Genomic DNA, 11,367 nt, shown 5'->3' with positions numbered 1-11,367 from the left:
AGTGGCCGGGTCGGCCCGCTGCTGTCCGCGCTCGTCGTGCCGCCCCGGCCACTCCCGCTCATCGCGCTCGCCGGCCCGCCCAGCCCGGCGGCCGGGAGCGGTCGTCCCGGGCAGCCCCGGGGCCCGGCCGCGACACGTCGTCTTCCCGGCGTGGCCGGTCGTCGTGACGGGACCGGTCGTCGTGACGGGACCGGTCGTCGTGACGGGACCGGTCGTCCGGTTCGCCGCGCCCGTGACCGGCCCAGGAACGGTCGTCCGGCTCACCCGGCCACGGCCGCTCCTCCTGCTCCGGCGACCAGCGTCCCGCGTACCCGCCGCCGTAGCGGGCCCCTCGGTCACCGGGGACGGACGCGGCGCCGTCCACGATGGTGTGCCGGGTGGTGACGTGCACGGTCTCGGTGTGCCGCACCACCCCGAGCGAACGGGCCGAAGGCTGGCCCGCCGGCTCCGCCGGCCGGGCCGCCCCGTACACCCCGGCCGTTCCGCCGGCGGCCGACCGGTCCGGGCCGTACCCACCGGCCGTGCCCGGGGCCGGCCCGTCCGTGCCGTACCCGGCGGCCGGGCCGGGCACCGGCCGCGCGGCACGCGGAGTCGGCTGCGGCCTGCCGGCGGGCTCCTCGTCGTCCCGGTCCGCGCGTCCCCGGCGGTGCACCGCGTCGTCCTGGTCCGGCACCTGCCGGCGGCCGGGGACCGCGTCGTCGACGGACGCCCGCGCCCGGCCGGCGCCGGCCGGGGCGTCGACGCCGGCCAGCGCGGCGCTGCTCGCGTCCAGCCGCCGACGCAGCGCGGCGACCTCGTCCTGCGCCCGCTGGGCGTGGTCGAGCGCCTGGTTGCCGCGTTGGGCGGCGGCCACGATCTCCCCGCGCAATTCGCGGCGGAGTTCCTCGATCTCGTCCAGCAGCTCGTCGGTGCGGGCCGGGCCCGCACCGTCGGCGCGCAACGCGATCGACAGGCCGATCAGGACGACGGCCAGGATGGCCAGCACGGCGGCGAACCGCAGCGGGCCGTTGCCGTCGGCGACGAGCAGGATCAACGCCGCCACCGGCGCCAGGGCGACACCGATCCAGAAGAGCACGGTAAGCAGTGACGGACTGCGCTTGTCGGCGGGGGCGACCGGGGCTGGCATGGGTCCGGAGCCTACCGAGAGCTGCCCCGCCCGGGAAAGGGTGAACGGGGCATCCGGCATCTTCGCCGCCGATCGCCCCACGCGCCGTCGACCGCTGACCGCGGCGGCCGCCCGTCGGCCGCCGGTGGCACGGGGCCACCGGCGGCCGGTCGGGCATCAGCCGACGGCCAGTGCGCCGTCCGAGGAGAACACCAGGCCCACGCTCGCGGCCCCGGTCTTCAGCGCGTTCTTGGTCTGCGGGCCGCCCTGGTCCAGCGAGCTGAACGAGCCGGCCTTGAAGTCGTAGACCTGGACGAGCCCCGCCTGGCACTTCGGCCGCTGCGGGCACTCCGGCGGCCCGGCCAGCACCGTGGCCTGGCCCGAGCACTTGGCGGCCAGCTCGGAGAGCGTGCTGACGCCGTACTTGTCGGCGAACGCCTTCGTCACGGCGAAGGCGTTCTGGTCCTGCGCGGCGGCGGGCGTGCCGAAGACGAGGCCCGCCTTGTCGCCGGCCGCCTTGAGCGCCGCGACGGTCTTCTCCAGCTCCGGCGACGACACCGGCTGGGCGTCCTTGCCGTTGGCCTTGGTGTTGAGGAACTCGGCCATGGTCGCCGCGTACTCCGGGACGACCTGGATCTCGCCCTTCTCCAGGGCCGGCTCGTAGAGCTCGCGGTTGCCGATCTGCTGCACCTTGGCGTCGTAGCCGGCGGCCGTCAGGGCGATCTTGTAGAGCTCGGCCAGGATCTGGTTCTCCGTGAAGTTGGCCGCGCCGATCACGATCTGCCCACCGGGGCCCTTGGCGATGCCCGCGGTGACGCCGTTGGCCGCCGCGAACTCCTCGGCCGCCTTCTGGGCCGTCTTGCGGTCGACGTCGACGGCCTTGTTCAACTGGATCAGCTTCGGCGTGTCGAGCGCGGCCGAGACCTTGTCCAGCGCCGCGATCAACTGCGGGTTGGCCGCGTCGGCGTTGACCGCCGGAATGACGTTGTCGGTGTTCTGGAGCTTCTTGTCGTCGTCGAGGACGACGAGCTGGTCACCGGCGACCGGCGCGCAGCCGGCGCCCGAGGCCGCCTGCTCCGGGGCGTCCGTGCCGGAGGAGCCGGCGTCGCCGCAGCCGGTCAGCAGCCCCGCCGCGGCGAGGGCTCCCACCGCACCGACGGCCAGGCGTGTACGAGCGCGCATCAGTGCCCGCCTTCCGTGTCCCGGCGCGACCCTGCCGGGCCGGCCGCGTGTCCGACGGGCGATCTCCGTCCGGCCGCCCGCTGTGTCCCACGGGCGGCTCGCGTTGCGGCCGCCCGGTTTCCCACCCCAACATCTTCCACGCGGGACCGACAACCCGAGGCGAGGTTTGTCACCGGATCGTCACCGGAAGTCAGCCGCGCCACCCCGTCATCGAGATGTTCCAGGGTCCGTGGCGTCCAGGCGTTCCGGTCCCCGTGCAACGGTGGCGGGTACGGCCACGCAACCCACCCGGCGCGGGAATCCGGGTGGGCGGCCGACGCTCAGCCACCGGCCACCGCCTGCGCCGCCCGGCGGCGCGCCCGACGGCGGTCCGCCCGCAGCGGGCGCGGCGTGACCAGCCGCTCGACCAGGGCCAGCACCAGTTCCAGCAGCATGGCGAGCCCGGCCACCAGCACGCCGCCGGCGATGATCTGGCCGCCGCCGGCGGCGATGTCCAGGCCGAAGCCCGCCCGGATGATCTGGCCCAGTCCGCCGCCGTTGACGAAGGACGCCAACGCGGCGGTCGCCACCACCTGCACCGCCGCCGTGCGGAACCCGGCCGCCAGGTAGGGCACCGCCAGCGGCAGCTCGACGCGGCGCAGCAACTGCCACCCCGAGAAGCCCATCCCGCGCGCCGCGTCCCGGGCCTCCGGATCGGCCTGCCGCACCCCCGTGTACGCGTTGGCCAGCAGCGGCGGCACGGCGAAGACGGCCAGCGCGACCACCACCGACGGCCGGCCGAAACCGAGGAAGGTCAGCGGCAGGATGGTGAGCAGGGCGAGCGTGGGGATAGCGAGCGACACGTTGGACACCAGCACCACCAGGCCGCCGCCCCGGCCGGTGTGCCCGAGCCAGAGCCCGATCGGCCAGGCGACCAGGCAGCCGAGCGCCACCGCCGCCGCCGACATCGACAGGTGCTCGCCGAGCCGCTCCAGGACGCCACCCGGGTTCGTCCAGTTCAGCGGGTCGTTGAGCCAGACCACCGCCGCCTCGACCGGATTCACGGAGCCAGCCTTTCGCTCGCGACTGCGGGACTCCGCTGCGCTGCGTTCCTCGCGCTCACCGAGCCAGCCTTCCGTTCGCGACTGCGGGACTCCGCTGCGCTGCGTTCCTCGCGCTCACCGAGCCAGCCTTCCGTTCGCGACTGCGGGACTCCGCTGCGCTGCGTTCCTCGCGCTCACCGAGCCGCCCTTTCGCTCGCGACTGCGGGACTCCGCTGCGCTGCGTTCCTCGCGCTCACCGGGCCGCCCTTCTTCTCAACCAGGGGGTCAGCAGCCGGCCCGCACCGGCCAGGACCAGGTCGAGCACCAGGGCGAGCAGGACGCAGAGCAGCGTCCCCGTCATGATCTGCGCCTTGTAGAAGTTGTTCTGGAAGCCGGCGAAGATGAGCTGTCCCAGGCCACCGCGCCCGATCACCACGCCCACGGTCACCAGGGCCACCGTGGAGACGGTCGCCAGCCGCAGCCCGGTGAGGATGCCCGGCAGTGCCAGCGGCAACTCGACCCGGAACAGCCGGCCCCAGCGGCCGTACCCCATCCCCTCCGCCGCCTCGCGGACCTCGGGGGGCACCTGGTTGAGCCCGGCGACGGCGTTGCGGACGATCACCAGGAGCGCGTAGAGGACCACCACGCTGAGCGCGGTCGCCGCGCCGATGCCCAGGTAGGGGGCGACGAACGCGAAGAGCGCCAGCGACGGCACCGTGTAGAGCACCCCGGTGAGGGCCAGGACCGGCCCGGCGAGCGAGCGGTACCAGTAGGCGGCCACCGCCAGCGGCAGCGCGATCAGGGCGGCGATCAGCACCGCACGAGCGGTCAGCGAGGTGTGCTCACGCACGGCGGCGAGGATCGTGTCAGAGTTGTCCCGCACGTACTGCCAGGAGAACCACGGGTTACCCGGGTCGGCCCGGTAGCTCAGGCGGAAGGACATGTGTGGACGTTACCCCGGAGGGCACCGCCCCCGCCGAACCGCGCGCGGCGTCGATCACGCTCGAGGGCATCCGCAAGCAGTACCCGGACGGCACCGAGGCCGTACGCGAGCTGAGCCTGGACATCAGGGCCGGCGAGCTGGCGGTGCTGATCGGACCGTCGGGCTGCGGCAAGTCCACGGTGCTCCGGATGGTCAACCGCCTCATCGAGCCGACCGGCGGCCGGATCCTGCTCGGCGGCGAGGACGTCACCCGGGTCGACCCGGTCCGGTTGCGCCGCCGGATCGGCTACGTGATCCAGAACGTCGGGCTCTTTCCGCACCAGACGGTCAGCGCCAACGTCGCCACCGTGCCCCGGCTGCTCGGCTGGCCCCGTCAGCGCAGCCGCAGCCGGGTCGACGAGCTGCTGGAACTGGTCGGGCTCGATCCGGCCACGTTCGGCCGCCGCTACCCGCACGAGCTCTCGGGCGGTCAGCGGCAACGGGTCGGGGTCGCCCGGGCCCTCGCCGCCGACCCGGTGGTGCTGCTGATGGACGAGCCGTTCTCGGCCGTCGACCCGATCGCCCGGACCCGGTTGCAGGAGGAGTTCCTCCGGTTGCAGGCCGAGGTGCGCAAGACCATCGTGCTGGTCACCCACGACCTGGACGAGGCGGTCCGGCTGGGCGACCGGATCGCGGTGCTCTCCGAGGGCGGGCGCCTCGAGCAGTTCGACACCCCGGCCGCCGTGCTCGGCGCGCCCGCCACGCCCTTCGTGCGGCAGTTCGTGGGCGCCGACCGGGGCATCCGCCGGCTGGCGGTCACCCCCGTCACCGGCGAGGCCGTCGAACCGCTGCCCGAGACCGGGGTGGCCGAGCTGCCGACGATCCCGCTCGGCGGCTCGGCGTACGACGCGCTGGGTGTGCTGCTGACCTCGGCCGCGGACCGGGTCGTGGTGACCGACGGGGGGCGGCCCGTCGGCGTGCTCAGCCGGGCGCGGCTGCTCGAACTGGGCGCGCCCGAGCGGTGAGGCGCAGCCCGGTCAGGCGCGCCCGCCGAGGCTGGCCACGCCGATGATCCACCCGGACAGGAAACCGTAGGTCGCGCCGGCGCCGCCCGCCTGGATCGCCGTGAGCAGCGACGGTTCCGGGCCGAGGAAGGCGGCGATCAGGGAGGCGAAGCCGCCGGCCAGGACGTACGCGGCCCAGCCGGAGAAGAACTGCGTCCCCGACCCCTGCACCCGGGCCACCTGCGAGGTGGGCAGCAGGTAGAGGAAGAGCGCCGCGAGGATGACCAGCAGGACGGCCCGCAGGTTCGCCACGAGCAGGTTTCCGGTCGCCCCGTCACCGTTGAAGAGCCACGCCGGCCAGGAGAGCAGTTGCAGGTACCAGCCGCCGGCGGAGTTCGGGTCGGTGCCGGCGGCCCAGCCGACGTACGCCGGGCTGCCGCAGACCGCGACCAGGAGGAGCGCCGCGAGCGCGCCCGTGCCCGCCGCCGTCCCGTAGCGACCGCCGGTGCGTGACGGGTTGGTGAGCGCCATGATCGGCTCAGTTCCCGGCGGACCGCGGGGGGCAAACCTGCTTGGGGCCGGCGGTCGCCGTCACTGTCGCGGGTGCTTCATCAGGTAGTCGATGAACGCGGCCCGCAGCAGCGGCGCCGACTCCTCGTAGCCGTGCCCGGTCAGCTCGCGCCACAGCGCCGCGGCCTCGTCGATCGTCGGCCCGACCGAGTTGGGCGCGCCGTCGAGGACGGCGGCCTCGTCCGCGTTCGGCAGGTGCCGCAGCACGGACCAGAAGAAGCGCACGTCGTGGCGCTCCCGGGCGACCGCGAACGCCCGCTCCCGCAGCTCCTCGGTGGACAGCGCGTCGAGTTCCTCGAACGACGGGCCGGCGGAGGACGATGGTGTGTCGGTCATGCCGCCGAGCCTAACCGGCGAGATCACTCCCGGCCCGGTGGACGCGGCGCCGGCTCACCGCTCGCCGGCGTCCCACCGGCGCGGGCCGCTCTCCCAGCCGGGGTCGCTCCACGGGTCCACCGGGCTCTCGGGGGACCGCCTCGGCACGGCGGGCGGCCAGTCGCCGACCGGGTCCGCCGGGGGCGCCGTCCAGCCCGTGCCGATCCGGCCGTCCCCGGCGGGGACCGGTTCCGCCGCCGCGCCGGTCGCCGGCCGCCCGTACGCCTCGACCAGCCGGGTGGCCAGCAGCCCGACGCCGAGCGCCGCAGCGCCGACCGCCCACCGGCTCACCGTCCAGCCCCGCGCCTGCGCGTACGCGGAGAAGACCGTGACCAGGCAGACCGCCAGCAGGGTGCCGAAGACGCCGCCCCGCCGGCCGTAGGCGCTGGTGCCGGCGAGCAGCGCCAGGCCGACCGCGAGCACCGTCCAGTCCAGCCCCGGGTCCGGCGCGACCGGGGCGGTGTCCCGGCTGGCCGTCAGCATGCCGGCCAGCGCGGCCAGGACCGTGGAGCCGACGAGCGCACCGGAGGTGACCACCGCCGCCACCGCGCCCCGACGGCGGGCGGGATCCACGACCGGGCGGAACCGGCCGACCACCCGGCGGACGGCCCGTACCGAGCCGAACAGACCGCCGAGCACCGCGACGGCCGCGAACCCGACGAAGAGGTGCAGGGCACCGCGCTCCGGGTCGTAGTCGCCCTGCGGCAGGACCGACGCCGAGCGCTGCTGGATGTACACGACCACAACCGCCGCGCCGGCCAGGGACGCGGCCCAGCCGGGCACGTGCAGCACCACCACGACCAGCGCCAGGGCGATCCCGCCCAGCGCGGCGACCAGCAGGGCCGGGCCGGCGGCGGCGCTGACGCCCCGGTCGCCCTGCTCGGCGACGTGCAGCGCGGCGGCGACCGCCACGGGGCCGACGGCCAGGTTCACGGCGGCCGTACGCAGGGTCAGCCCGGCGGCCAGCGCCAGCAACCCGAGCACGACCGCGTCGAGGAGCAGGGAACGCAGCCCGTCGCCCCGCAGCGCGGCCGGGTCCTCCCGCCAGAGCAGGTACGCCAGGACGACCGACGCCGCCAGGAGCAGCAGCTCCCAGACGACGTGCACGGCGAACCGGTCGCGGCCGGGCTCACCGTGCGCGGGGTCGTCGAAGACGTTCTCCAGCACGGAGGCGGGGATGCCGGACGAGGGCTCGGGTGACGGCTCACGCCCCGGTTCGTCGTACCGCATGACGCCGCCTCCCACGTGGCCGCCGTCCAGCCGGTCCGACGCGCGGGCGGACCGGGGCGGCGTTGCTCTCCGGTCGCAGGCACCGTACCCGCGCGGGAGGCCGGGCGTAACCCCCGGGATCAGCGCGGGCCGGGGCGGCCCTCCCGGCCGCCGGGCTCGCGGTCCTCGTCGTCCTCCTGCTCGGGAACCCGGCAGGAGCGCTCCAGCCAGAGCGCCGCCCCCGTCAGCGCCAAGCCGGCGAGCAGGCCGGCGCCGGCGATCGGCCGGTCGCCCATCGCGGCGTCGGTACGCTCCACGAAGAGCCAGCCGGTCAGCCCGGCGTAGAACCCGGTGAAGATCGCGCCGGCCAGCGCGGAGGCCTTGGCGAGCACCACGAACCGGGCCACCAGCAGCGGATTGACCGGCTCGCGGCCCGGCCTGCGCTCGATGCGCCCCCGGGTGTTCACGGCGGCGTACGCCTCCAGCACGGCCAGCGCGGCGAGCGTGACCACCGGCAGCCAGGGCAGCTCCGGCAGGTAGTCGTAGTAGAGGGTGCTGATCAGCAACCAGGCCACCGCGGCGGCGCCGAGGGCGGCCACCACCAGGGTGGAGATCCGGGTGGGGCCCATCCGGGACCGCTCGGGGCCCGTCCCGCCCGGTCGCGGGGACTGCGCCTGCGTCATGCCGGCCGGCTCCACTGGGTCATGCCGTCGACTCTATCGCCAGATCCGGCCGGGGGCGCAGATCCAGCGCGTCGTCGGCCACCGGAGGAGCGTTGAGCAGGTCGGTCAGCCAGCCGTGCCCGGGCAGCCGCCCGTACGGCTGGAGGTCGATCCACGGCCGCAGCACGAAGGCCCGCAGGTGGGCCCGGGGGTGCGGCAGGGTCAGCTCCGGGTCGTCGCTGAGCACCGGCTCGTCGCCGTCGGCCCACACGGCGATGACGTCCACGTCCAGGGTGCGCGGCCCGAACCGCCGCTGCGGGTCGCGGGTGCGCCCGGCGGCGCGCTCCGCCGCCCGGGCGCGCTCCAGCCAGTCGTACGGGGTCGCGGCCGGGTCCTCGGCGAGCAGCGCGGCGTTCAGGTACGCGGGCTGGTCCGCGTCCCCCCACGGTGGAGTCTCGTAGACGCCGGAGACCAGGAGCACGCTGTCGCCGAACGTCGAGACGGCGGAGCGCAGGTGGGCGAGCCGGTCGCCGAGGTTGCTGCCCAGCGAGAGCAGGGCGCGGGTCACCGGTCCCGCCGCCGCGTCATCGTGACGGCCACGTCGGTGAAGGCGTGCGGGACGGGCGCCTCCGGCTTGTGCACGGTGACCGTGGCGGCCTCGACCCGGGGATCGGCCAGGCAGACGGCCAGCAGCCGGTCGGCGAGCGTCTCGATCAGGTTGACCGGCTCGCCGGTCACCACCGCGACCAGCCGCTCCGCCAGTTCGCCGTAGTGGACGGTGTCGCCCACCTCGTCGGAGCGGGCCGCCGGGGCGAGGTCCATCTCCAGGACGGCGTCCACCACGAAGTCCTGGCCCTGGGCGCGCTCGAAGTCGTACACCCCGTGCCGGCCGTGCGCCCGCAGGCCGGTCAGCTGGATCCGGTCGGTCATCGGTCTCCTCCGTGGTCGGCGGTGCGGTCCGCCCGGCCGGCGCCGGCGTGGGCCGCCCGGGCCCCACCGGTGGCGGCGGGCGCCAGGCGGGGCGCGCCCGTGGCCTGCCAGACGGCGAGGGCGTCCACGGTGGCCCGGACGTCGTGCACGCGTACGCCCCAGGCGCCGGCCGCCACCGCGAGCAGGCTGGTGGCGACGGTGGCCACGTCGCGGCCGTCCGTGGGGCGGGGGGTGCCGTCGGGGCCGGCCAGCAGCCGCCCCAGGTACGACTTGCGGCTGGACGCGAAGAGCAGCGGGAAGCCGAGGTCCAGCAGCTCGGACAGGCGGGTGCTCAGTTCCCAGTTGTGCGCGGCCGTCTTGGCGAAGCCGAGCCCCGGGTCGACGACGATGCGGTCGGCGGCGACGCCGGCCCGCAGCGCCTCGTCGACGCGGCGGCCCAGCTCGGCGCGCACGTCGGCGACCACGTCGGCGTAGCGGGCCAGCTCGCCCATCTCCCGGGAGTGGCCCCGCCAGTGCATGAGCACCCATGGGCAGCCGGCGTCGCGGACGACCCGGGCCATGTCGGGGTCGGCGAGGCCGCCGGAGACGTCGTTGACCACGGCCGCGCCGGCGGCGAGGGCCGCCTCGGCGACCCGTGCGCGGGTGGTGTCGATGCTGACCGGCACGCCGGCGGCGGTCAGTTCCCGGATCACGGGCACCACCCGGGCCGTCTCGGTCGCCGCGTCGACGCGGTCGGAGCCCGGCCGGGTGGACTCGCCGCCGACGTCCACCAGGTGGGCGCCGTCGGCCCGCAGCCGCACGCCGTGTCCGACGGCGGCGTCGAGGTCGGCGTACCGTCCGCCGTCGGAGAAGGAGTCGGGCGTGACGTTGAGGACGCCCATCACCACCGGGTCCGAGGCCCGTACCAGATCGGTCACGGCTAGACGGTACCGGTCGGCCGGAGCGCCCCGGACGGACCGGGTCGAGGGCGATGACATGCGCATTCGAACGGGTGTACGATCGGTCGTCCCGGTCGGATCGGGCAGACTCTTCGCGGCTTGTCGCAAACAGTGGGTGCCCGTACGCTTTGGAACTGCCCGGCATCGAGATGGCGAAGCCTGGAGGGAGGGCCGAAGCGGGAGAATCCGCCCAAAGCCCACCACCCTCCGTGGTGGGTAACGAACGCAGGGTCGCCGACGCTGCGCACAGGGAGCACCGTTCCCGCCAGGCATGACTACTGCACCACCGCGGCGCCGCCGGCCGCGACTTGGGGAGGTTCCAGTGATCGCCATCGAGCTGATGGAGACGGCGACGTCCGCCGCCGCCCACACGCTCTCCGCCTTGGCGTCGACTCCACTCGCCGAGCCTGCGCCCAAGGGCATCGACACCGAGGGTGTCGTCACGTTCTTCGCCAGCAAGATCGCTCCGATCCTGCTGGCCGTGCTGGGCGTCATCTTCATCGGGCGCGCCAGCCGGGGTGAGATCTCCAAGGTCCTCACCAGCTCGGCGATCGCGATCGTCGGGCTCGCCTTCATCGCCGGAGCCGCCACACTCTTCTTCATCGGCGACTACCTGATCGACCTGATCTTCGAATAGGCGCGGGCACGAGATGCGGCTGCGCACCGACGACGACATCTACCGGGCTCGCCTGGTCTACCTCGGGCCGCCCGGCTACACCCTTCCCGTCCACCTGCCGTACGCCCAGTACGGGCTGTTCATGCTGCTCGTTCCCCTCTACATGTTCATCCACTGGCTGTTCACGTTGCAGGTCGAGCTCTTCCCCGCCTGGGAGATCGCGCTCGCCATCGTGAGCACCTCGTTCATCTTCCGGTACGTCGATCCGGACCGGCCCGCGCGCATGGTGATCCGCACCGCGCTGACCGACTGGCGACGGACCCGGGAGCCGGCCGCGGAGCAGCGGGACCCCCGCCTGGTCGGCAGTCGGATCAGGATCCGGGAGGAACTGGCATGACCGGTCGCACCCCGACCAGGCAGTCGAACGACGCGGATGAGGCGGTCGTATGAATCGCAGTTCCACGCCGGGTTCCCCGGCAGGGCGTCCGGCCGTCCCGCACGGTAACCGTGCGCGGTCGTTCGACTACCCTGATGATCCCGAGACGGACGAGGTCTCCCTCGACCCGGCCCTGGTGACGACACCCGGGCACGGTGGCGTGGGCGTCTTCCAGGCCCCCCGGCCGGCGCCACGCCGGACGCCGCCGCCGGCCGAGCCGCAACCCGCCGACAGCGCCGACATCGACTCGCCCTTCCTCGACCTGTTCGGCGGTACGCGCCCCGGCGCGACCCGGCCGACGGCGCCCCCGCAGCGGGCCGGCGGGCGGGAGCAACCCGCCATCGGCCAGCAGCCGCCCGCCGCCACGCCGGCCCCGTGACCCGCGCGTGGGGGCGG

15 protein-coding genes are annotated in these 11,367 nt (G+C 74.9%); 4 read left to right on the top strand and 11 right to left on the bottom strand.

Annotation, left to right across the window (positions count from 1 at the left end):
* Positions 1–58: 58 nt before the first annotated feature.
* The 4 genes from F6X68_RS24665 to F6X68_RS24650 all read right to left on the bottom strand — a co-directional run bounded on the left by F6X68_RS24665 (position 59) and on the right by F6X68_RS24650 (position 4,252).
* Positions 59–1,126 (bottom strand): hypothetical protein, encoded by a 1,068-nt coding sequence (locus F6X68_RS24665; protein WP_151456518.1) that lies wholly within the window; start codon positions 1,124–1,126, stop codon positions 59–61.
* A gap of 156 nt (positions 1,127–1,282) precedes the next feature.
* On the bottom strand, positions 1,283–2,287 hold the full coding sequence (locus F6X68_RS24660) for a glycine betaine ABC transporter substrate-binding protein (RefSeq protein WP_151456517.1): 1,005 nt from the start codon (positions 2,285–2,287) through the stop codon (positions 1,283–1,285).
* 320 nt (positions 2,288–2,607) lie between these two features.
* Positions 2,608–3,330, bottom strand: a complete 723-nt coding sequence (locus F6X68_RS24655; protein ID WP_151456516.1) for an ABC transporter permease — start codon at positions 3,328–3,330, stop codon at positions 2,608–2,610.
* Positions 3,331–3,562: 232 nt separating this feature from the next.
* Positions 3,563–4,252 carry an ABC transporter permease gene (locus F6X68_RS24650; protein ID WP_151456515.1) on the bottom strand — a complete coding sequence of 230 codons (690 nt, stop codon included), beginning with the start codon at positions 4,250–4,252 and terminating at the stop codon, positions 3,563–3,565.
* Between the two features lie 2 nt (positions 4,253–4,254).
* Between F6X68_RS24650 and F6X68_RS24645 the strand changes: the two genes are divergently transcribed.
* Positions 4,255–5,256 carry an ABC transporter ATP-binding protein gene (locus F6X68_RS24645; RefSeq protein ID WP_151456514.1) on the top strand — a complete coding sequence of 334 codons (1,002 nt, stop codon included), beginning with the start codon at positions 4,255–4,257 and terminating at the stop codon, positions 5,254–5,256.
* Between the two features lie 12 nt (positions 5,257–5,268).
* Here F6X68_RS24645 and F6X68_RS24640 read toward each other — a convergent pair whose 3' ends face one another.
* The 7 genes from F6X68_RS24640 to folP all read right to left on the bottom strand — a co-directional run bounded on the left by F6X68_RS24640 (position 5,269) and on the right by folP (position 9,898).
* A complete protein-coding gene (locus F6X68_RS24640) occupies positions 5,269–5,766 on the bottom strand; it encodes a hypothetical protein (protein WP_151456513.1) in 498 nt (165 codons plus the stop codon).
* Positions 5,767–5,826: 60 nt separating this feature from the next.
* A complete protein-coding gene (locus F6X68_RS24635; protein WP_151456512.1) occupies positions 5,827–6,141 on the bottom strand; it encodes a hypothetical protein in 315 nt (104 codons plus the stop codon).
* Between the two features lie 54 nt (positions 6,142–6,195).
* Positions 6,196–7,410 carry an ABC transporter permease gene (locus tag F6X68_RS24630; protein WP_151456511.1) on the bottom strand — a complete coding sequence of 405 codons (1,215 nt, stop codon included), beginning with the start codon at positions 7,408–7,410 and terminating at the stop codon, positions 6,196–6,198.
* Between the two features lie 119 nt (positions 7,411–7,529).
* Positions 7,530–8,072, bottom strand: a complete 543-nt coding sequence (locus F6X68_RS24625) for a DUF3180 domain-containing protein (RefSeq protein WP_132238636.1) — start codon at positions 8,070–8,072, stop codon at positions 7,530–7,532.
* A gap of 19 nt (positions 8,073–8,091) precedes the next feature.
* Positions 8,092–8,619, bottom strand: coding sequence for a 2-amino-4-hydroxy-6-hydroxymethyldihydropteridine diphosphokinase (gene folK, locus F6X68_RS24620; RefSeq protein ID WP_151456510.1), 528 nt, complete (start codon positions 8,617–8,619; stop codon positions 8,092–8,094).
* Entirely contained in the window at positions 8,616–8,981 is a 366-nt protein-coding gene (gene folB, locus F6X68_RS24615) for a dihydroneopterin aldolase (protein WP_151456509.1), read from the bottom strand. Before folB ends, folK begins: the two co-directional genes overlap by 4 nt.
* Entirely contained in the window at positions 8,978–9,898 is a 921-nt protein-coding gene (folP, locus tag F6X68_RS24610) for a dihydropteroate synthase (protein ID WP_151456508.1), read from the bottom strand. The genes folB and folP overlap by 4 nt, the downstream gene beginning before the upstream one ends.
* Before the next feature lie 343 nt (positions 9,899–10,241).
* Here folP and F6X68_RS24605 point away from each other — a divergent pair, with 343 nt between their 5' ends.
* The 3 genes from F6X68_RS24605 (at position 10,242) to F6X68_RS34875 (ending at position 11,350) form a co-directional block, all read left to right on the top strand.
* A complete protein-coding gene (locus F6X68_RS24605; RefSeq protein ID WP_121401588.1) occupies positions 10,242–10,556 on the top strand; it encodes a hypothetical protein in 315 nt (104 codons plus the stop codon).
* Between the two features lie 13 nt (positions 10,557–10,569).
* Positions 10,570–10,932, top strand: a complete 363-nt coding sequence (locus F6X68_RS24600) for a hypothetical protein (RefSeq protein WP_089003089.1) — start codon at positions 10,570–10,572, stop codon at positions 10,930–10,932.
* A 175-nt stretch (positions 10,933–11,107) separates the two neighbouring features.
* A complete protein-coding gene (locus F6X68_RS34875; protein WP_192581528.1) occupies positions 11,108–11,350 on the top strand; it encodes a hypothetical protein in 243 nt (80 codons plus the stop codon).
* Positions 11,351–11,367: the final 17 nt, after the last annotated feature.

Origin of the sequence: Micromonospora sp. AMSO12t, assembly GCF_008806585.1 — a bacterium.
Classification (GTDB): domain Bacteria; phylum Actinomycetota; class Actinomycetes; order Mycobacteriales; family Micromonosporaceae; genus Micromonospora; species Micromonospora reichwaldensis.
This window is presented reverse-complemented; position numbering and strand designations above follow the sequence as displayed.

Excerpts from the sequence above, each read along its gene's own strand:
- F6X68_RS24665 (WP_151456518.1), bottom strand. The coding sequence starts at position 1,126 with ATGCCAGCCCCGGTCGCCCCCGCCGACAAGCGCAGTCCGTCACTGCTT.
- F6X68_RS24660 (WP_151456517.1), bottom strand. The coding sequence starts at position 2,287 with ATGCGCGCTCGTACACGCCTGGCCGTCGGTGCGGTGGGAGCCCTCGCC.
- F6X68_RS24650 (WP_151456515.1), bottom strand. The coding sequence starts at position 4,252 with ATGTCCTTCCGCCTGAGCTACCGGGCCGACCCGGGTAACCCGTGGTTC.
- F6X68_RS24640 (WP_151456513.1), bottom strand. The coding sequence starts at position 5,766 with ATGGCGCTCACCAACCCGTCACGCACCGGCGGTCGCTACGGGACGGCG.
- F6X68_RS24635 (WP_151456512.1), bottom strand. The coding sequence starts at position 6,141 with ATGACCGACACACCATCGTCCTCCGCCGGCCCGTCGTTCGAGGAACTC.
- F6X68_RS24630 (WP_151456511.1), bottom strand. The coding sequence starts at position 7,410 with ATGCGGTACGACGAACCGGGGCGTGAGCCGTCACCCGAGCCCTCGTCC.
- F6X68_RS24625 (WP_132238636.1), bottom strand. The coding sequence starts at position 8,072 with ATGACGCAGGCGCAGTCCCCGCGACCGGGCGGGACGGGCCCCGAGCGG.
- folB (WP_151456509.1), bottom strand. The coding sequence starts at position 8,981 with ATGACCGACCGGATCCAGCTGACCGGCCTGCGGGCGCACGGCCGGCAC.
- F6X68_RS24600 (WP_089003089.1), top strand. The coding sequence starts at position 10,570 with ATGCGGCTGCGCACCGACGACGACATCTACCGGGCTCGCCTGGTCTAC.